Raw genomic sequence first — 19,576 nt, forward strand, 5'->3', positions numbered from 1 at the left:
GAGCTCGCTCATGCCTTCTCGTCCTCGTTGCCGGGCCCCTCGGGGGCCGGGTCCACGCCGTCGGTGGTGGCCGTGACGTCGCGGTCGGTGGTCGCGGTCGTGCCGTCGGCGCTCACCGCGTCCGCGTCGGTCACCGCCGGTTCGTCCCGGTCGCTGGTCGCCGCGGCGGTGCCGTCGGCGGCTGCGGTGCTGTCCGGGGAACCGCCGGTCGCGTCGGGGCTGATGCCCGCCATCAGCAGGCCGATCTCCTCGCGCGGGGTGTCCGGGCCGACGATGCCGATGACCCGTCCGCGATACATCACCGCGATCCGGTCGGCCAGCCCGATCACCTCGTCGAGTTCACTGGAGACCACCAGCACGGCGGTGCCCACGTCGCGCTCGCGGATGACCTGGCTGTGGATGAACTCGATCGAACCGACGTCCACGCCCCGGGTGGGCTGGGCGGCGATGAAGAGCTTGAGCGGCCGGGACAGCTCCCGCGCCACGATCACCTTCTGCTGGTTGCCGCCGGAGAGCGTGCCCACCGGCGCCTGGGCCGACGAGGTCCGGACGTCGAACTGGTCGATCCGCTCCTGCGCCGACTTCGCGATCGCGTCCGGCTTGAGCGACAACCCGCTGCCGAAGGGCGGCCGGTCGTAGATGTCCAGCACCAGGTTCTCCGCGACGCTGAACTCCTTGACCAGGCCGTCGACGCTGCGGTCCTCGGGGACGTAGCCGACCCCGGCGCGCAGCACCTTCTTGGTGCTCCAGCCGTCGACCCGCTGGCCGTCGAGGCTGATCGTGCCGGCGAGCACGGGACGCAGCCCCATGACCGCCTCGATGAGTTCGGTCTGCCCGTTGCCCTGCACACCCGCGACGCCGAGCACCTCGCCCGCGCGTACGGTCAGGTCGACGCCGTCCACCGCGCGGACCTGCCGGTCGTCGTCGACGACCAGGCCGGAGATCTCCAGCACCGGTTCGCCCGGCGTGGCCGGCGCCTTCTCGACGGTGAGCCGGACGCTGCGGCCGACCATCAGCGCGGCCAGCTCGTCCCGGCTGGCCTCGGGCGACGCGGTGCCCACCGTCTTACCGCGCCGGATCACCGTGATCCGGTCGGCGATCGCCTTGACCTCGCCGAGCTTGTGAGTGATGAACACGATGGACTTGCCGGCGGCCTTGAGCGACCGCATCACGGTGAGCAGTTCCTCGGTCTCCTGCGGGGTGAGCACCGCAGTGGGCTCGTCCAGGATGAGCAGGTCGACGTCGCGGGTCAGCGCCTTGACGATCTCGACCCGCTGCTGGACTCCGACCGGCAGGTCCTCGATCACCGCGTCCGGGTCGACCCGCAGGTTGTAGCGCTCCGAGACCTCGGCGACCTCGCGGCGGGCGCGGCGCCGGTCCAGGAACCCGGCGATACCGCCGCGCACCTGTTCGGCACCGAGCATGATGTTCTCGGTGACCGTGAAGACCGGTACGAGCATGAAGTGCTGGTGCACCATGCCGATGCCGGCCGCGATCGCGTCGGAGGGGCCGCGCAGCTTGAGCGGCTTGCCGTCGACCAGGATCTCGCCCTCGTCGGGCTGGTAGAGCCCGTACAGGACGTTCATCAGGGTTGACTTGCCCGCGCCGTTCTCGCCGAGCAGGGCGTGGATCTCTCCAGGCTCCACCGTCAGGTCGATGTGGTCGTTGGCGACCAGATCACCGAACCGCTTGGTGATGCCGCGCAGTTCGAGTCTCAGCGCAACCTCCTGGAGTGCGAAGCGATGGTGCAGCGTAGCTGCTCGCGAACGGTTTGCGGCCGGGACCCGACCGGGGGCACGGACCGGCCGCCCCGAGCGCGGGTCTCCCCGCGCCGGAGCGGCCGGATCATGATTCGGCTCCGCGTACCGGTCGCCCTGGTGATCGTCTCACCGGGGCGACCGGTGACGGGTCACTTCGGCTGGGCGGCCGACTCGACCTTGACGGTGCCCGCGGCGATGTCCGCCTTCAGCTTGTCGACCTCGGCCTTGAGCTCGGCCGGGACCTTGCTGTCGAACTCGTGGTACGGGGCGATCGAGACGCCGTCGTTGGCCAGCGTGCCGACGAAGCCCTCCTCGGCGTTGAGCTTCTCGCCACCGGCGGCCTTGAGCACGGCCTCCTTGACCGCGCCCGGGATGTTCTTCACCACGGTGGTGATGATCGCCGAGCAGTCCGGCGTGCTCTCGCAGCCGTCGACGTCCACCCAGATGGTGTTGTACTTGCCGCCGGAGGCCTTGGCCGCACCGGTGGTGCCGAGTCCGGCGCCGCCGGCGACCGGCATGATGATGTCCGCGCCCTGGGCAACCAGCGCGTCGCTGACCTTCTTGCCCTCGTCCTGCTTGATGAAGTCGTTGGTGAACGACCCGTTCTGGGTCTCCTTGTTCCAACCCAGGGCCTGCACGTTGGCGCTCTTGGCCTGGTTGTAGTGCGCGACGCCGTCGACGAAGCCGTCCATGAAGATGGTCACCGGCGGGATCTTCATGCCGCCGTAGGTGGCCACCTTGCCGCTCTCGCTCATGCCGGCGGCGACGTATCCGGCGAGGAAGCCGGCCTGGGCGGTGTCGAACTCCATCGGGTAGACGTTGCCCACCCCGGGGTTGGCGTCGACGATCGCGAACTGCTGGTCCGTGTTCGCCTCGGCGATCTTCTTGGTGGCGTCGCCCATCAGGCCACCGACGGCCAGGATGAAGTCGCAGTCCTGGTTCACGTACTGGGTGAGGTTCGGCTCGTAGTCCGCCTCGGCCTTGGACGCGACGTACTTGATGTCGACGTTGCTGTTCTCGGCCTTGGCCTCCTCGAGCCCCTTCCAGGCCGAGGCGTTGAACGACTTGTCGTCGATGCCGCCGACGTCGGTGACCATACAGGCGGTGTACTTCTCGCCGCCCGAACCGGCGTTGTTGTCCTCATCCGGGGCCTCGCCACAGGCGGCGGCGCTCAGTACGAGCCCACCAGCCGCGATGACCGAGGCGATCCGCATCCCACGCACCGAGCGCAAGACGTCTCCTTCCCACTGCACACCGCGTGGTTGCGGTGGCTGCCCTTAAACCGGCCTGCGCTGTGCCGCCGGCATCCCACGTTACGGACGCAGAGCGTACGCCCGCGCCCACCTGCCGAACGACAATCGTGCAGGACTGTTGGAGGCCTGTTACCCGTACGTAATGCTCCGGTGGGGCAGATCACTCAGGGTGGCGACAGGCGGGCGGGGCTGCGTCCGTTAAGTCCGCTTCCAGTGAAGATCGGCGGGCTCGCCGCTCATCGCCAGAAGACCGCGACAGCGGCGTTGACCAGGGTCAATCCCGCGATGGCGAGGAAGTGCCCCCGGTTGACCTCGTCCCGCTTGCGGGAGAAGAAGACCATTACGAAGATCAGCAGCGCGAACACCAGCTTCGTCACAAGCTTCGCCGGTGCCGGCTCGTCGCCGTCGCGCAGCGGGGCGGAGAGTCCGATGCCGGTGGCAAGTTGGATCACCGCGCCCCAGAGCATCGCGGCGTTGATCCGGATCTTGCCGGTGAGGTATTGGGCGATCGCGCCGCCGAGCAGCAGCGCGAAGCCGATCAGGTGGCCGTAGAGGAGGATGAGTCGAAGTGCTTCCACCCGACCCATCCTGCCCTATCAACGACGGTTTGTAGTAGAGGGCCTTCCGGTCAGCCCTTCGTGCCACCCGCGGTCAGGCCGGAGACGAGGTGCTTCTGGGCGAAGAAGAAGACCAGCCCGGCCGGAACGGTGACCAGGACGGCGGCGGCCGTCAGGTACTCCCACTGCGGGTTGAACTGCGGCACGAACTGCTGGAGGCCGTAGGCCAGGGTGAACTTGTTGTCGGTCTGGATGAAGGCCGACGCGTACGCCACCTCGCCCCACGCGGTGAGGAAGGTGTAGAACGCGGTGACCGCCACCGCCGGGCGGGCCAGCGGCAGCACGACCCGCCAGAAGGTGGCGAACGGGCCGCACCCGTCCAGCGCCGCCGCCTCGTCCAGCGAGGTCGGGATGGAGTCGAAGTAGCCCTTCAACATCCAGGCGCAGAACGGCACCGCGATGGTCAGGTACGCGATGATCAACGCGGGCATCGTGTTGATCAGCCCGAGCCGCGCCATGATCGTGTAGATCGGCACGATCAGGATGGCCACCGGGAACATCTGGGTGACCAGGAAGATCATCATCAGTGGCCGGCGACCCGGGAAGTTGAACCGGGACACCGCGTAGCCGGTGGTGGCCGACAGGAAGATGCCGATCCCCATGGTGAACGCCGCGACGATCACCGAGTTGAGGAACCACCGGGGGAAGTTGGTGCTGGTCAGCACATAGCTGTAGTTGGCCAGCGTGGTGTCCCGGAACAGCGTCAGCTCGCTGCTCTGGATCGCGTACCCGGGCTTGAGCGACGACAGCAGCACCCAGGCGATCGGGCCGACCGCGATCAGCGAGGCCAGGATCAACGTGCCGTGCAGCAGGACCGACTTCAGCGGAGAACGGCGACTGCGGCCGGGTCTGCGCGCCTGCGCGGGGCGCTGTGCCTGCGCCATCACCACACCTCGCCTTGCTTGCGCAGGGCCCGCCGGTAGAACATCGAGAACACCAGCAGGATCGACAGGATCAGTACGCCGTACGTGGAGGCGAGCGAGTAGTTGCGGATGCCCTCGAACGCCGCCCGGTAGGCACCGGTCACCAGGATCTCGCTCTGTCCCGCCGGCTGTCCCTCGGTCACCAGGAAGATGATCGGGAACATGTTGAACGTCCAGATGGTGCCGAGCAGCACCACGGTCATGCTGACCGGACGCAGGCCGGGCAGGGTGATGTTGACGAACCGCTGCCACGGCGTGGCGCCGTCGATCTCGGCCGCCTCGTACAGCTCGGACGGAATGGTCTGCATGCCGCCGAGCAGGGCCACCATCATGAACGGCACGCCGAGCCAGATGTTGGTCGCGATGGCGGTCAGCAGCGCCGTCCAGCGGTCGGCGAACCAGGAGACCGGGTCGATCCCGACCGCCGTGAGCAGGGCGTTGGCCAGGCCGAAGCGCTCGTTGAAGATGAACTTCCAGGCGAAGGCGCTGACGAAGGCCGGCACCGCCCAGGGCAGCACCAGCAGCACCCGGTACATGCTGCGGCCCCACATCGGCCGGTTGAGCATGGTGGCCAGACCGAGACCGAGACCGAAGTGGCAGGCCACGCAGACGAACGTCCAGATCAGCGTGGTGCCGGTCCACTGCCAGAAGTCGCCGACCTGGCCGGTGAGGACGCGGACGTAGTTGTCGAGGCCGATGAACTCCCACTTGTTGGGGTTGTCCCGGCAGACCTCGCTGCCGGTGATCGACTTGGTGCAGATCTCGGCGACCTGGTTGGCCTCGGTGAGGTCGGTGAACGAGAGCCAGATCCCGCGGAACAGCGGGTAGAAGATCAGCACCGCCAGGACGATCACGACGGGCAGCACCATCGCCCAGGCGTACCAGTGCTTGTCCCAACTGCGGCGCAGCCGGGACGTTCGAGCGGACCGGCCGGGCGGCGTCGTGGACGACGGCGCCGGGTCGGCTGTCACGGTGGTCATCAGCGCTCCCGAGGAGAAGTCCGGCAGGGGCGCGCGGCCGCGACGGCCGCGACCCTGCCGGGTGCCGAAAGGTCACCGGCCGGAGCCGGCGCGGGCGGTCAGAGCCCGTAGCCGGGCACGACCTCGGCCTTGTACTTCCTGGCGACGGTGTCCAGCGCGGCCTTCGGGTCCTTGTTCTGGATCAGGACCTCGGTGGCCATCTGGTCGAGCGGGCCGAAGAACTGACCGGCCTCGGGAATCCACGGGCGGCCCACACCGGCCTCCACGACCGGCTGGAACGCGGCCACGACCGGGTTGTTCTTGACCGGGTCGAGGGCGTACGCGGAGGTGCGGGTCGGCAGCAGGCCGAGCTTCTCGGACAGGAACGCCTGCGAATCGGCGGAGCTCATGAACTTCACGAACGCGACGGCGGCGTCCACCTTCTCCTGCGGCATGCCGGACCAGATCACGTAGTTGTGGCCGCCGACCGGGCCACCGGCCCGCGCCGACCCGCCCGGCACCGGGGCGATGCCCAGGTTCTCCAGGCCGCCGAAGCCGGGGGCCGACGTGACGTTGTTGACCTCCCACGGGCCGTTGATGATCATGGCGACCTTCTTCTCCTTGAAGAGGGTCATCATGGTGCCGTAGGCGTCGTTGGCGGACGGCTTGGCCGCCGCGCCGCTGGTGATCAGGTCCTTGGCGATCGCCAGCCCGGCCGCGTTCTGCTCCGAGTTGATGACGATCTTCTGGCTCGCGGTGTCGACGAGGTCGCCGCCCTCGCCGTACATGAAGGGCAGCATGAAGTAGCCGGCCGGGTTGACGTACACGCCTTCGGCGTCGGTCTTCTCCTTGACCGCCTGCGCGGCGGTCTTCAGCTCCGCCCAGGTCTTCGGCGGCGCGCCGACGCCGGCCTGGCTGAGCAGCTCCTTGTTGTACATCAGCGCCAGGCTGTCGGTGACCTGCGGGACGCCGTACGTCTTGCCGTCGAACTTGTTGGAGGCCAGCGGCGTCTCCAGGAAGTCGGCCTCGTCGGCGAGCAGCTCGGAGCCGTCCAGCGCGTAGAGGTAGCCCAGCGAGGCGAACTCCGGCACCCAGGCCACCTCGGCGCGGAGGATGTCCGGAGCGCCGCTCTTGGCCTGCGCGGCGGTCTTGAACTTGTTCTGCGCCTCACCGAACGGGACCGACTGATAGTTGATCTTCACGTTCGGGTGCGTCTGGTTGAACTTGGCGATCAGTTCCTGGAACGCGGGGCCCTCGTTCTGCGGGTCCGAGGTGTCCCACCAGGTCAGCTCTGCGGTGAGGGAAGCGGGGTCGACGGTGGACTGCCCATCAGCCGGGTTGTCCTCTCCGCCGCCGCAGGCGGCGACGGAGAGGGCGAGGGTGGCGGAGGCGAGTACGGCGATCCCCCTGGCTGTGCGACGCATGTTCGCTCCTAGATTCCTGCCGGGTGTCGGCGGGACAGTAGCAAGAACTTTCGTAACTCGAAACCCCTTGCGAACATCACCGCAACAACCGAGCCGGATCCGCAACCCGACCACTCCACAACTGCGGCTTTACCGGCATTTCGCAGGGCTCGCGCAGACTGTGGACGGCGACCGGATCACGCTCTGCGCACCGGGAAGGCACCCACCGTCCCGACGACAGCCGTTGCGAGAGCGCGTTTGCGGGGGCGAACCGCCGCCCGCTGCTCGATTCTGCAAGTTCTTGCCGACCACTGCGCAAGAAGTTGAGGGTGAGCTACAGTGCGCCCATGCGCGCTCGCCTGTCCGACATAGCCCAGCAGGCCGATGTCAGCGAGGCCACGGTGTCGCGGGTGCTCAACGACCGACCCGGTGTGGCACCCGAGACCCGGCAGGCCGTTCTGACCGCCCTCGACGTGCTCGGCTACGAGCGCCCCGCCCGGCTCCGCAAGCGCAGTGCCGGGCTGGTCGGCCTGGTGGTGCCGGAACTGGACAACCCGATCTTCCCCGCCTTCGCCCAGATCATCGAGTCGGCGCTGGCCCCGACCGGGTTCACCCCGGTGCTGTGCACCCAGACTCCCGGCGGCGTCCGCGAGGACGAGTACGTGGAGATGCTGCTCGACCGGCAGGTCTCCGGGATCGTCTTCGTCTCCGGGCTGCACGCCGACACCGCCGCCGACCACGACCGCTACCGCACCCTGATCGCCCGGCCGCTGCCGATCGTCATGATCAACGGGTACGCCCCCGGCATCCCGGCCCCCTTCGTCTCCTGCGACGACCGCGAGGCGGCGGAGTTGGCCGTGTCGCACCTGGGCGCCCTGGGCCACCGCCGGATCGGCCTGATCACCGGGCCGGACCGGTTCGTGCCGGTGCAGCGCAAGGTCAGCGGGTACAAGACCGCGATGAGTCGCCTCGTCCAGCTCGCCGACGACGAGTTGCGCGAGCTGACCGAGCTCTCCCTGTTCGGCGTGGAGGGCGGCGAGGCTGCCGCCGGCCGCCTGATCGAGCGGGGCGCCACCGGGATCGTCTGCGGCTCGGACCTGATGGCACTCGGCGCGATCCGGGCCGCCCGGCAGCGCGGACTCTCTGTTCCGGAGGACCTGTCGGTGGTCGGGTACGACGACTCGCCGCTGATGGCGTTCACCGACCCGCCGCTGACCACCATGCGTCAGCCGGTGGCCGCGATGGCGGTCGCCGCGGTCCGGGCCCTGGTCGATGAGATCAACGGCCACGCCGCCCCGCACTCGGAGTACCTGTTCCGTCCCGAGCTGGTGGTCCGTGGCTCGACCGCGGTGGTCCGTCGCGACGACAGCGCCCCGCAGGGCGACCAGGGTCGGCGACCGTCGTCGCCGGCGCTGTCCGTTCCGGCGTGACGCCGGACACCTGCCACCGCCGCCTCAGCTGAGATCGGGCTGATTTCGGCCGCCCACCGCCCATCGGCACGACACATCCACCGCCACCCTTGCGCAAGAGATGCTTGACTCTTGCAGCGGCGTCCCGGCATCCTTCTCAGACACCCGCGCCACCTCGCCCATGCCCGGGTGCCGCCGTCCCGCACCACAGAACGGGGAACACCCGATGACCGTCAGCCCTCCGTCGCCGCTGACCTCCGACGCCGACTGGTGGCGATCCGCCGTCGTCTACCAGATCTACGTCCGCAGCTTCGCCGACTCCGACGGCGACGGCATCGGTGATCTCCAGGGCATCCGCGAACGCCTGCCCTACCTGCGTGGCCTCGGGGTGGACGCGCTCTGGCTGACCCCGTTCTACACCTCGCCGATGGTCGACGGCGGCTACGACGTGGCCGACTACCGCGATGTCGACCCGATGTTCGGCACCCTCGGCGACTTCGAAGCGATGATCACCGACGCGCACGCGCTCGGTCTGCGGATCATCGTGGACCTGGTCCCGAACCACACCTCCGACCGGCACCCGTGGTTCCAGGCGGCGCTGGCCGCCGCCCCCGGATCCGCCGAGCGGGCGCGGTATCTCTTCGCCGACGGCAAGGGCGAACACGGTGAGCAGCCCCCGAACGACTGGGAGAGCATCTTCGGCGGCCCGGCCTGGACCCGGGTCCCCGACGGCCAGTGGTACCTGCACCTGTTCGACCCGGCCCAACCCGACCTGAACTGGCGCCACCGGGAGGTACGCACCGAGTTCGAGGACGTGCTGCGGTTCTGGCTGGACCGTGGCGTCGACGGATTCCGCATCGACGTGGCCCACGGCATGATCAAGGCGGAGGGGTTGCCGGACGTCGGCTTCAGCTCGATGACCACCGGCCGCCGCCAGTCCGAACTGCTCGGCAAGGGCCGCCTGCCCTACTTCGACCAGGACGAGGTGCACGACATCTACCGCGCCTGGCGCCCCATCCTGGACAGCTACCCCGGCCACCGGATGGCGGTGGCCGAGGCGTGGGCGGAGACCCCGCAGCGGCTGGCCCGCTACATCGGCCCGGACGAGCTGCACCAGGCGTTCAGCTTCGACTTCCTCGACGCCACCTGGTCGGCCGACTCGTTCCGCAAGGTGATCGACACCGCGTTGGGCGAGTCCACCATCGTCGGCGCCCCCACCACCTGGGTGCTCTCCAACCACGACCGGCAACGGCACGTCACCCGGTACGGCGACGGAGAGGTCGGGCTGCGCCGGGCCCGAGCCGCCGCGCTGCTGATGCTCGCCCTGCCCGGGTGCGCCTACCTCTATCAGGGCGAGGAACTGGGGCTGCCCGAGGTGCTCGACCTGCCCGACGAGCTGCGTCAGGACCCGGCCTTCCTGCGCACCGGGGAGAGCAGGGACGGCTGCCGGGTCCCGATCCCGTGGAGCGGCGACCTGGCGCCGTACGGCTTCGGACCGGCCGGCAGCGCGCTGAGCTGGCTACCGGCCCCGGCGACCTGGCAGGCCCTCTCGGTCGCCGCACAGTCCGACGTGCCCGGCTCGACCCTGGAGCTGTACCGGACGGCGCTGCGGATCCGGCACACCCACCCGGCGTTGGCCGGCACCGGCGGCATCACCTGGCGGCAGACCGGCCCGGACGTGCTCGCGTTCCACCGGGAGGTCGGCAGCACGGTGCTGACCTGTGTGGTGAACACCGGCGACTCGCCGGTCCTGATCGACGGGTACGGCACGCCGCTCGTGGCCAGCGCACCGCTCACCGAACGCGACGGCGGCCACCTGCTCCCCGGCGACACGGCCGCCTGGTTCGAACGGCGCTGACCGGGGTATCACCTCGACAACCTGGTTCCCCTGTGGCGACTGGGACGACGACCCCTTGTGGTGGGGGGTGCGGTGCTGGCACCGGTGCCCGGACGACGACGTCCGGGCGCCGGTTGCCGGGTGGTCGTCAGCCCCCGGGCAGCCGCGTCGCGATCCGGGCGAACCCGGCCCGCAGCTCCGCCTCGTCCGGCACCGGCAGCGGCCCGCTCGCGTCCTCCCGCTCGGCCGCCGCCATCTCCTCCTCGTCGACGAGGTCCTCGTAGTCGCCGTACAGGTCGGCCTCGTCCACCCGGACCGTCTCGTCGGTGGCGGCGAGCTGCGCGGCGGCGATCTCACCCCGGATCTGGGCCACGTTCACGGCCGGCACCAGCGGCTCGACCACCGCCATCAACTGCTCCTCGGCCACCACCGACTCGGCCAGCGCCAACGCGTGCGGCCGCTCGTACGGCCCGCAGACCACCGGCTCCCACTCGTCGGCGTCACCGAGCGGCCCGAACGTGACGATCCACGGCAGGTCGAGCAGCGGTGAATCGGTCGGCAGGTCCAGCGTCACGAGTGCCCCCACGGGCCCATCATCGTCGGTGGCCGACGAGGTCGGGGCGGGTTCCTCACATCACGGTCAGCCGGCCCCGCCCGGGGTGCCGGGATCACTCTCCACGTCGAGGTCGACCGGTCGGGGGCGGCTGGCCAGGTCGATCACCTGGCCGCGCCGGCTGGTCGCGGCCAGCGCGGCGCCGAAGAGCACCAACTGGTTGAGCAGGTAGAGATAGACCAACAGGCCCACGGCGGTGGCCACCACGGTGTACGCCGGGTTGTGCTCCACCCGCCCCACCCAGAACCGCCCGACGGTGTTGAGCAGCGTGATGCCGACCGCGACGAGCAACACCACCGGCCGCAACCGGGCCCGGCTCATCCGCAGCCGGGGCACCGCCACCAGCAGCAGCGTCGCCAGCACCGCGTTCACCACCACGCTGAGCACCGCGCTGACCGTGGTCAGCCCGACCGAGCCGGTGCTGCGCAGCAGGAACCGCAGCAGCGTCTCCAGCGCGTCGACCGCCGCCACCGAGATGCCGAGCAGCACGAAGACCACGAGCAGGACGCCGAGGTCGACCAGGCGGCGGACGATCAGGTTGCCGGGATGCTGGTCCAGCCCGTGGATCAGCCGCTGCGACGAGCGGATCGCCTCCACCCAGCCGATCCCGGTCAGGACCAGGATCAGCAGACCGACCACGCCGACCGTGCCGCTGCTCTCGGCCACCTGCGCCGGGTCGAGGAAGGGCAGGTTCTCCCGGAGGAACTCCTCCGCCCCCGCGCGTACCTCGTCGTTCTCGTCCAGGATGGCGCCGAAGGCCGCGTACGACACCAGGGCGAGGGCGAAGACCGCGAAGAACCCGTAGTAGGCGATCGCGGCGGCCAGCCGCCCGCCGTGCAGGTCGGTGTAGCGCACCCCGGCCCGCCACAGGTGCCCGAAGGCCGGGGAGCGGTGGCGGGCGGCCCGCAACCCACGGTCGACGCCCGCCTCGACCCGCCCGAGCACGTTCACCGGTCAGCCGCCCAGCCGGAAGTCCCGGCGGGGCTGCCACCGGGTCTGCCCGCTGTGCGAGAACAGGGTGAAGCCCTCCACCTCGAACAGGGCGGAGAAGTCGGCCAGGTCCTCGTATGCCCGGTCGAGGGCCTCCGGCGCGACGTCCTGGGCCACCGTCACGTGTGGATGGTAGGGAAAGCGCAGCTCACGACGGAGCTGAGGGGCCGAGTTGATCGCGGCGGCGAGCAGTTCGCACTCGCTGATGCCGGCCGCCACCGTCACGAAGACCACCTGTGTCACCGGCCGGAAGGTGCCGGTGCCGCGCAGATGCAGGGTGAACGGCAGGTGCTCGGCGGCGACCCGGTCGAGGTGCCGTTCCACCTCGGGCAGCGCGGAGACCGGGATCTCGGTCGGCCCGAGCAGGGTGACGTGGGCCGGCACCGTGTTCGGGTCGCCGGAGGCCAGTCGACGCCGGGTCAGCTCGCCGCCCCACGGCTCGGGGATGTCGACCGCGATGCCGATCTGGACGATGTCACCGGTCGACGGGACACCGCTGCCCTGATCCACGCTCCGCGTCACCTCTCCGGCCACCGACTGCTCGCCCTCGTGCGGGCGACTACTCGCCGCGTACCGGCGGGAAGAAGCCCACCCGCTCGTACGCGGTCCGCAGCGTCGGCGCCGCCACCGACCTGGCCTTCTCCGCACCCGCCGCGAGGAGCTTGTCGAGCTGGGCCGGGTCGTCGAGATACGCGCGGGTGCGCTGCTGGATCGGGGTGACGAACTCCCGCACCACCTCGCCGAGGTCCTTCTTGAGATCGCCGTAGCCCTTGCCGGCGTACGCGGCGACCAGGTCGTCGATGCCGCGCCCGCTCAGCGCGGAGAAGATGGTGAGCAGGTTGGAGACGCCCGGCTTGGTCTCGGCGTCGAAGAGGATGTCCCGGCCGGTGTCGGTGACCGCCGAGCGGATCTTCTTGGCCGAGCGGGCCGGGTCCTCCAGCAGGTCGACGATGCCGCCCGGGGAGGACGACGACTTCGACATCTTGGCCGTCGGGTCCTGCAGGTCAGTGATCTTGGCGGTCTCCTTCACGATGTGCGGTGCGGGCACCGTGAAGGTCTTGCCGAACAGCGAGTTGAACCGCTGCGCCAGGTCGCGGGAGAGCTCCAGGTGCTGCCGCTGGTCCTCGCCGACCGGCACGGCGTGGGCCTGGTAGAGCAGGATGTCCGCCGCCTGCAGGATCGGGTACGTGAACAGCCCGACGCTGGCCCGCTCGTTGCCCTGCTTCTGGGACTTGTCCTTGAACTGCGTCATCCGGCTGGCCTCACCGAAGCCGGTGATGCAGCCCAGCACCCAGGCCAACTGCGCGTGCTCGGGCACCTGCGACTGCACGAACAGGGTGCAGCGTTCCGGGTCCAGCCCGACGGCGAGCAGTTGCGCGGCGGCCGTCCGCGACCGGTGGAGCAACACCTTCGGCTCGTGCCCCGCCGTGATCGCGTGCTGGTCGACCACGCAGTAGAAGGCGTCGTGCGACTCCTGCAACGCCACCCAGTGCCGGACCGCGCCCAGGTAGTTGCCGAGGTGGAACGAGTCGGCCGTCGGCTGGATGCCGGAGAAGACGCGAGGTCGGGCGGGAACGTCGGACATGCCGCCGATTCTGTCAGCAACACCCGGCGTCCGTCATGACGGGCCGGCAGGTCGCGCCCGCTCGACGACGCCATCCGGATCGCGACGCTGTTCCGGCAGGCGGGCGACGGTGACCGCGAGCCGGGCCACCCGGCGCCCCTCCAGGGTGAGCACCCGCAGCAGCCAGCCGCCGGAGGCGGGATCGTCGCCCGCCCCGGGCACCGGAATCTCGTCGCCCGGTCCGGGCAACCGGCCGAGCGACGCCATCACGAAGCCACCCACCGTCTCGTACGGACCGTGCGGCAGGTGCACGCCGGTGCGCTCGGCGAAGTCGGTCAGGTTGAGCCGGCCGTCGACCACCGTGGGCAGGCCCGCGAGGGCCGGTTCGGGCGTGTCGGCGTACTCGTCGTGGATCTCGCCGACCAGTTCCTCGATCAGGTCCTCGCAGGTGACGATGCCGGCGGTGCCGCCGTACTCGTCGATCACCACGGCCAGGTGGTGTCCCTCCCGCCGCATCTCGGTCAGCGCGGCGAGCACCCGCTTGCTGGCCGGCAACCGCTTGACCTCCCGGGCCAGCTCGCCGACGGTGGTGCCCGGGTCGCGGTCCGGGCGCAGCAGCACGTCGCGCAGGTGCACCACACCGACCACGTCGTCGTGGGTGCCGTCGACCACCGGATAGCGGGTGTGCGTGCCGGCCCGGACCAGGGGCGCGGCCTCGGCGACGGTCAGCGCCGCGGAGAGGAACACCACCTCGGTGCGGGGCATCATCACCTCGCGGACCAGGCTGGCGCCGGCCATCAGCACCTCGTCGATGATGCGGCGGCCGACCGGGTCGAGCACGGTGTTCGCGGCGACCAGATCCCGCAGCTCGGCCTCGCTGATGCGTTCCCGTCCGGCGGCCGACCCGGCGCCGAGCAGGTCGGTGACGAGTCGCAGGGTGCCGTCGGCCGCCCGCACCACCACCCGGGCGACGGCTCTGGCCACCGGCCCGGGCTGGCGGCGGGACCGCTGTGCGCCCCGTCGCCTGGGTCCGCGCCGACGCGCTGCCCGCATGACAGTGATGGTAGTCAGCGGGACGCGCCCTGGCGGTGTTCGACTCTGTTCAGAAATGGTTGGTCGTGGTGGAGTTGTAGGGTGACCACCACAGGTCCAGGTAGGAGGAGAGCGACGTGAAACTGCTCGTCACCGGCGGCGCCGGCTTCATCGGGAGCGTGGTGACCCGGATGCTGCTCGACGCCGGGCACGACGTGGTGGTCCTGGACGACCTGTGCACCGGCCACCGGGAGGCGCTCGCGCCCGATGCCGTCCACGTCGAGGCCGGCATCCACGACGCGGCCCGGGTGCTCACCCCGCAGGCGGGTTTCGACGGCGTGCTGCACTTCGCCGCCCTGATCGCCGCCGGCGAGTCGATGACCGCCCCGGAGAAGTACTGGCACACCAACACCGTCGGGTCGCTGGCGCTGATCGACGCCGTGCGCGCTGCCGGCGTACCCCGGATGGTCTTCTCCTCCACCGCCGCCGTCTACGGCAACCCGACCGAGCTGCCCATCCCGGAGACCGCCGTCAAGGCCCCGACCAACACGTACGGCGCGACCAAGCTCGCCGTCGACATGGCGCTCACCTCCGAGGCGATCGGGCACGGCCTGGCCGCCGTCTCGCTGCGCTACTTCAACGTCGCCGGGGCGTACCTCGACGGCGACACCGCCCTCGGCGAACGGCACGACCCGGAGACCCACCTCATCCCCATCGCGCTGGAGGTGGCCGCCGACCGGCGGGAGAAGCTGCAACTCTTCGGCGACGACTACCCCACCGCCGACGGCACCTGCGTCCGCGACTACATCCACGTCGCCGACCTGGCCCGCGCCCACCTGCTCGCTCTCGACGCGGCCACCCCGGGACGGCACCGCATCTACAACCTCGGCAACGGCAACGGCTTCACCAACCGCCAGGTCGTCGAGGTGGTCCGCGAGGTCACCGGCCACCCGGTGCCGGTGGAGGTGGCACCGCGCCGCGAGGGCGACCCGGCCGAACTGGTCGCCTCCTCCGCGCTGGCCCGCGCCGAGCTGGGCTGGGAGCCACGCAAGCCGACCCTGCACGACATGGTCTCCGACGCCTGGGCCTTCTACCGCGCGCACGTGCTGGAACGGCCGTGACCGACGTCGCCGCCCGCGCCGAGTCCGGCTTCCGGCACGTGTACGCCGAGTCACCCGCCGGCCGCTGGGCGGCTCCCGGCCGGGTCAACCTGATCGGCGAGCACACCGACTACAACGACGGCTTCGTGTTGCCGTTCGCGCTGCCGCTGCGCACCGTCGTCGCCGCAGCGCCCCGGCCCACCGACGACTGGACGGTCTGGTCCGAACTGACCGGCGAGACGGTCGACTTCGGCCTCGACGAGGTGACCGCCCCCGGCCGGGTCACCGGCTGGGCCGCGTACGCGGCCGGGGTGGTGTGGGCGCTGCGCGAGGCCGGTCACCCGGTGCCCGGTGCCCGGCTGGCCGTCGCCTCCGACGTGCCGCTCGGCGCCGGTCTGTCCTCCTCGGCCGCGCTGGAGGCCGCCGTGCTCACCGCGCTGGTCGACCTCGGCGGCCTGGACCTGCCCGCCGCACACCAGCCCCGGCTGGCGCAGCGCGCCGAGAACCACTACGTCGGCGCGCCCACCGGCATCATGGACCAGTCGGCCGCGATCCGCTGCCGGGCCGGCCACGCCCTCTTCCTCGACTGCCGCACCGAGCAGGTGGACCACATCCCGTTCGACCTGGACCACGACGGCCTGGCGATCCTGGTGATCGACAGCCGCGCCCCCCACCGGCACGCCGACGGCGAGTACGCGTCCCGCCGCGCCACCTGCGAGAAGGCCGCGAGCCTGCTGGGCGTACCGGCACTGCGGGACGTACCCGCCGACGCCCTGGACGACGCGCTGGCCCGGCTGCCCGACGACGAGACGCGACGCCGGACCCGGCACGTGGTCACCGAGAACCAGCGGGTACGCGACAGCGTCGCCCTGCTGCGGGCCGGGGAGATCCGGCGGATCGGTCCCCTGCTCACCGCCTCGCACGCCTCCATGCGCGACGACTTCGCGATCACCGTCGGAGAGGTCGACACCGCCGTCGACACGGCGCTCGCCGCCGGGGCGCTCGGCGCACGGATGACCGGCGGCGGCTTCGGCGGCTGCGTGCTGGCCCTGGTCGAGGCGGACCGGGCCGTCGAGGTGGGCGACGCCGTCGGCGCGGCCTACGCCGCCCGTGGCTACGCCACCCCCACCCGGTTCACCGTGCTCCCGTCCGCCGGCGCAACCCGCCTGGACTGACCCGCCCCGCCCGACCCGACCCGCAGACCCCGCGCAGCCGCCCACAGCTCCGCGGGGTGCCTCGCGTGCCCGGGGTGTCTCGCAGTGCCCGGGCGGTCTCGCACGCCCGGGCGGTCTCACAGACCCGGGGGGTCTCACAGACCCGGGGGGTCTCACAGACCCGGGGGGTCTCACAGACCCGGGGGGTCTCACAGACCCGGGGGGTCTCACACGCCTGAGGTGTCTCACACGCCCGGGGGTCTCACAACCATTGCGCGAGGTGTCTCGCACGCCCGAGATGTCTCGCAGGCCCGCGGTGTCTCGCACGCCGCCTGTCGAGCTGATGGCGTGGACGAATCAGCTCGACATGCCGACAGCGCACCACCCCGACGAGCTGACCCACGCGCCTACCGCCTTCGCTTTCGCCGCATCGGCCCCGCTCTCGCCGCATCGCGCTGCATGATCACGCTCGATCCTGGATGAAGTGGTCTCGTGGTGGCACCGAGACCACTCGATCCTGGATCGAGCATGACCTTGCGACGAGTCGCCGCACCTTGGGTCATCGGGTGACGTGGGTGAGGGCGGTGAGGGTGACGTCGGTGGTGAGGGTGACGTCGGTGGTGAGGGTGACCAGAGCCGCCAGGGTGCGCCGTTAGGGACGGGGCCACCCGGTCGGCCGTGTGCTCAGGCGGTCTCCACGATCATGGCGGCGCCGACGGTGCGGTTGGTGGTCTCGTCGATGATGACGAAACCACCGGTGGTCCGGTTGCGGCGGTACTCGTCGGCAAGCAGCGGGACGGTGGTCCGCAGCCGCACCCGGCCGATCTCGTTGAGCCGCAACTCGGTCGCCGCCTCGTCGCGGTGCAGCGAGTTGATGTCCAGGCGGTAGTGCAGGCCACGCACGATCGCCCGCGCCGACCGGGTGGTGTGCTTGATGGCGTACTTGCCGCCGACCTGCAACGGACGGCTCTCGTCCATCCAGCAGACCATCGCCTCGATGTCCTGCGCCACCGCCGGGGCGTTGTTCGGGCGGCAGATCATGTCGCCCCGCGAGATGTCGATCTCGTCGGTCAGCCGTACCGTCACCGACATCGGGGGGAACGCCTCCGCGACCGGCCCGTCGGCGGTCTCCACCGATGCGATCCGGCTGGTGAAGCCGGACGGCAGCACCATCACCTCGTCGCCCGGCTTGAGCACGCCCGAGGCGACCTGACCGGCGTAGCCGCGATAGTCGGTGACCACCCTCGACTGCGGCCGGATCACGTACTGCACCGGGAATCGGACGTCGACCAGGTTCCGGTCGCTGGCGATGTGCACCCGCTCCAGGTGGTGCAGCAACGCCGGGCCTTCGTACCAGGGCATGCTCTCCGAGCGGGTGACGATGTTGTCGCCCTTCAGCGCGGAGATCGGCACCACGGTCAGGTCCGGCACGTCCAGCTTCGCCGCGAAAGCGGTGAACTCGTCGGCGATCCGCTCGAAGACGTCCTGCGAGTAGTCCACCAGGTCCATCTTGTTGACGCAGAGCACCAGGTGCGGCACCCGCAGCAGCGAGCAGAGGAAGGCGTGCCGGCGGGACTGCTCGACCAGGCCCTTACGGGCGTCCACCAGGATCAGCGCCAGGTCGGCGGTCGATGCCCCGGTGACCATGTTCCGGGTGTACTGGATGTGCCCCGGGGTGTCGGCGATGATGAACTTGCGCCGGGGCGTGGCGAAGTACCGGTACGCCACGTCGATGGTGATGCCCTGCTCCCGCTCGGCGCGCAGGCCGTCGGTGAGCAGCGCCAGGTTCGTGTACTCGTCGCCCCGGGCCGCGCTGACCGCCTCCACCGCGGCCAGCTGGTCGGTGAACAGCGACTTCGTGTCGTACAGCAGCCGGCCGATCAGGGTCGACTTGCCGTCGTCGACACTGCCGGCGGTGGCGAAGCGCAGCAGGTCCATCGGTCGGCCTTCCGACCCGACGGCCCGGCCCTCGGCGTCGCCCGGCGCGAGCGTCTCGGTGGTCATCAGAAGTAGCCCTCCCGCTTGCGGTCCTCCATCGCGGCCTCGCTGACCCGGTCGTCACCCCGGGTGGCCCCGCGCTCGGTGATCCGGGTCGCGGCGACCTCCTCGATGACCTTCTCGACGGTGTCCGCGTCCGAACTCACCGCCGCGGTGCAGGAGGCGTCGCCGACGGTGCGGTAGCGCACCTGGGCCTTGAACCGCTCCTCCCCCGCCCGCGCGGGCAGGAACTCGTTGACCGCGTAGAGCATGCCGTCGCGCTCGATCACCTCGCGCTCATGCGCGTAGTAGATCGACGGCAGTTCGATCCGCTCCCGGGCGATGTAGTGCCACACGTCCAGCTCGGTCCAGTTGGACAGCGGGAACACCCGGATCGACTCGCCTGGGTGGTGCCGGCCGTTGTAGAGCGACCACAGCTCCGGCCGCTGGTTCTTCGGGTCCCACTGGCCGAACTCGTCGCGGAAGCTGAACACCCGCTCCTTGGCGCGGGCCTTCTCCTCGTCCCGCCGGGCCCCGCCGAAGAGGGCGTCGAAGCGGTGCTTCTCCACCGCTTCGAGCAGCACCGGCGTCTGGATGCGGTTGCGCATCCCGTCCGCCGACTCGCGGACCAACCCGCTGGCCAGTGCCTCCGGCACGCTGGCCACCACGAGTTGCAGGTTCAGCTCGGCGACCCGCCGGTCCCGGTAGTCCAGCACCTCGGGGAAGTTGTGGCCGGTGTCGACGTGCATCACCGGAAAGGGGATCTGGGCCGGAGCGAACGCCTTCTGCGCCAGGCGCAGCATCACGATCGAATCCTTGCCACCGGAGAACAGCAGGACCGGCCGCTCCATCTCGGCGACCACCTCGCGCATCACGAAGATGCTCTCCGCTTCCAACGCGTCGAGATGCGTCACCTGGTAGGCAGCGGTGGCGGTCATGACACCGGCTCGATTCGCTCGGTCATCCGATTTCCAGACCTTTCCGG

The 19,576-nt window shown here is 70.5% G+C and carries 17 protein-coding genes; 4 read left to right on the forward strand and 13 right to left on the reverse strand.

The annotated features are described in order from the left end of the window. Positions 1-8: 8 nt before the first annotated feature. The 6 genes from ACZ31C_RS00710 to ACZ31C_RS00735 form a co-directional block, all read right to left on the reverse strand. Positions 9-1,751, reverse strand: coding sequence for an ABC transporter ATP-binding protein (locus ACZ31C_RS00710; protein ID WP_465794332.1), 1,743 nt, complete (start codon positions 1,749-1,751; stop codon positions 9-11). Positions 1,752-1,909: 158 nt separating this feature from the next. Then, the gene (locus ACZ31C_RS00715; RefSeq protein ID WP_465794333.1) at positions 1,910-2,974 is read right to left on the reverse strand and encodes a BMP family lipoprotein; all 1,065 of its coding nucleotides are present in this window, start codon (positions 2,972-2,974) and stop codon (positions 1,910-1,912) included. A gap of 275 nt (positions 2,975-3,249) precedes the next feature. Continuing rightward, complete coding sequence (locus tag ACZ31C_RS00720; protein WP_465793624.1) at positions 3,250-3,591, reverse strand: hypothetical protein; 342 nt, start codon at positions 3,589-3,591, stop codon at positions 3,250-3,252. Positions 3,592-3,641: 50 nt separating this feature from the next. Continuing rightward, complete coding sequence (locus ACZ31C_RS00725) at positions 3,642-4,514, reverse strand: sugar ABC transporter permease (protein WP_465793625.1); 873 nt, start codon at positions 4,512-4,514, stop codon at positions 3,642-3,644. Further along, complete coding sequence (locus ACZ31C_RS00730; protein ID WP_465793626.1) at positions 4,514-5,533, reverse strand: carbohydrate ABC transporter permease; 1,020 nt, start codon at positions 5,531-5,533, stop codon at positions 4,514-4,516. The genes ACZ31C_RS00725 and ACZ31C_RS00730 overlap by 1 nt, the downstream gene beginning before the upstream one ends. A 98-nt stretch (positions 5,534-5,631) precedes the next feature. Continuing rightward, positions 5,632-6,936 (reverse strand): extracellular solute-binding protein, encoded by a 1,305-nt coding sequence (locus ACZ31C_RS00735; protein ID WP_465793627.1) that lies wholly within the window; start codon positions 6,934-6,936, stop codon positions 5,632-5,634. A gap of 326 nt (positions 6,937-7,262) precedes the next feature. Here ACZ31C_RS00735 and ACZ31C_RS00740 point away from each other — a divergent pair, with 326 nt between their 5' ends. Next, positions 7,263-8,345 carry a LacI family DNA-binding transcriptional regulator gene (locus ACZ31C_RS00740; protein WP_465793628.1) on the forward strand — a complete coding sequence of 361 codons (1,083 nt, stop codon included), beginning with the start codon at positions 7,263-7,265 and terminating at the stop codon, positions 8,343-8,345. Positions 8,346-8,550: 205 nt separating this feature from the next. Further along, on the forward strand, positions 8,551-10,182 hold the full coding sequence (locus ACZ31C_RS00745) for a glycoside hydrolase family 13 protein (protein ID WP_465793629.1): 1,632 nt from the start codon (positions 8,551-8,553) through the stop codon (positions 10,180-10,182). A 127-nt stretch (positions 10,183-10,309) separates the two neighbouring features. Here the strand turns inward: ACZ31C_RS00745 and ACZ31C_RS00750 are convergent, their stop codons facing one another. Genes ACZ31C_RS00750 through ACZ31C_RS00770 form a run of 5 tightly spaced genes read right to left on the reverse strand, consistent with a single transcriptional unit; the run spans position 10,310 to position 14,381 of the window. Then, positions 10,310-10,747 carry a hypothetical protein gene (locus tag ACZ31C_RS00750; RefSeq protein WP_465793630.1) on the reverse strand — a complete coding sequence of 146 codons (438 nt, stop codon included), beginning with the start codon at positions 10,745-10,747 and terminating at the stop codon, positions 10,310-10,312. Positions 10,748-10,801: 54 nt separating this feature from the next. Further along, entirely contained in the window at positions 10,802-11,725 is a 924-nt protein-coding gene (locus ACZ31C_RS00755; RefSeq protein ID WP_465793631.1) for a YihY/virulence factor BrkB family protein, read from the reverse strand. 3 nt (positions 11,726-11,728) lie between these two features. Next, positions 11,729-12,274, reverse strand: a complete 546-nt coding sequence (locus tag ACZ31C_RS00760) for a 2'-5' RNA ligase family protein (protein ID WP_465793632.1) — start codon at positions 12,272-12,274, stop codon at positions 11,729-11,731. 49 nt (positions 12,275-12,323) lie between these two features. Beyond that, on the reverse strand, positions 12,324-13,349 hold the full coding sequence (gene trpS, locus ACZ31C_RS00765) for a tryptophan--tRNA ligase (RefSeq protein WP_465793633.1): 1,026 nt from the start codon (positions 13,347-13,349) through the stop codon (positions 12,324-12,326). A 33-nt stretch (positions 13,350-13,382) separates the two neighbouring features. Beyond that, entirely contained in the window at positions 13,383-14,381 is a 999-nt protein-coding gene (locus ACZ31C_RS00770; RefSeq protein WP_465793634.1) for a hemolysin family protein, read from the reverse strand. Positions 14,382-14,497: 116 nt separating this feature from the next. Between ACZ31C_RS00770 and galE the strand changes: the two genes are divergently transcribed. Together galE and galK are read left to right on the forward strand one after the other, a co-directional pair. Then, positions 14,498-15,481, forward strand: coding sequence for a UDP-glucose 4-epimerase GalE (gene galE, locus ACZ31C_RS00775; RefSeq protein ID WP_465793635.1), 984 nt, complete (start codon positions 14,498-14,500; stop codon positions 15,479-15,481). Further along, entirely contained in the window at positions 15,478-16,635 is a 1,158-nt protein-coding gene (gene galK, locus ACZ31C_RS00780; RefSeq protein ID WP_465793636.1) for a galactokinase, read from the forward strand. The genes galE and galK overlap by 4 nt, the downstream gene beginning before the upstream one ends. A gap of 663 nt (positions 16,636-17,298) precedes the next feature. Here the strand turns inward: galK and cysN are convergent. Beyond that, the gene (gene cysN / locus ACZ31C_RS00785; protein ID WP_350695850.1) at positions 17,299-18,618 is read right to left on the reverse strand and encodes a sulfate adenylyltransferase subunit CysN; all 1,320 of its coding nucleotides are present in this window, start codon (positions 18,616-18,618) and stop codon (positions 17,299-17,301) included. Then, complete coding sequence (cysD, locus tag ACZ31C_RS00790) at positions 18,618-19,529, reverse strand: sulfate adenylyltransferase subunit CysD (RefSeq protein WP_396740773.1); 912 nt, start codon at positions 19,527-19,529, stop codon at positions 18,618-18,620. Before cysD ends, cysN begins: the two co-directional genes overlap by 1 nt. Between the last annotated feature and the right edge of the window lie 47 nt (positions 19,530-19,576).

The sequence above is a fragment of the Micromonospora sp. NPDC023869 genome, from assembly GCF_055559695.1.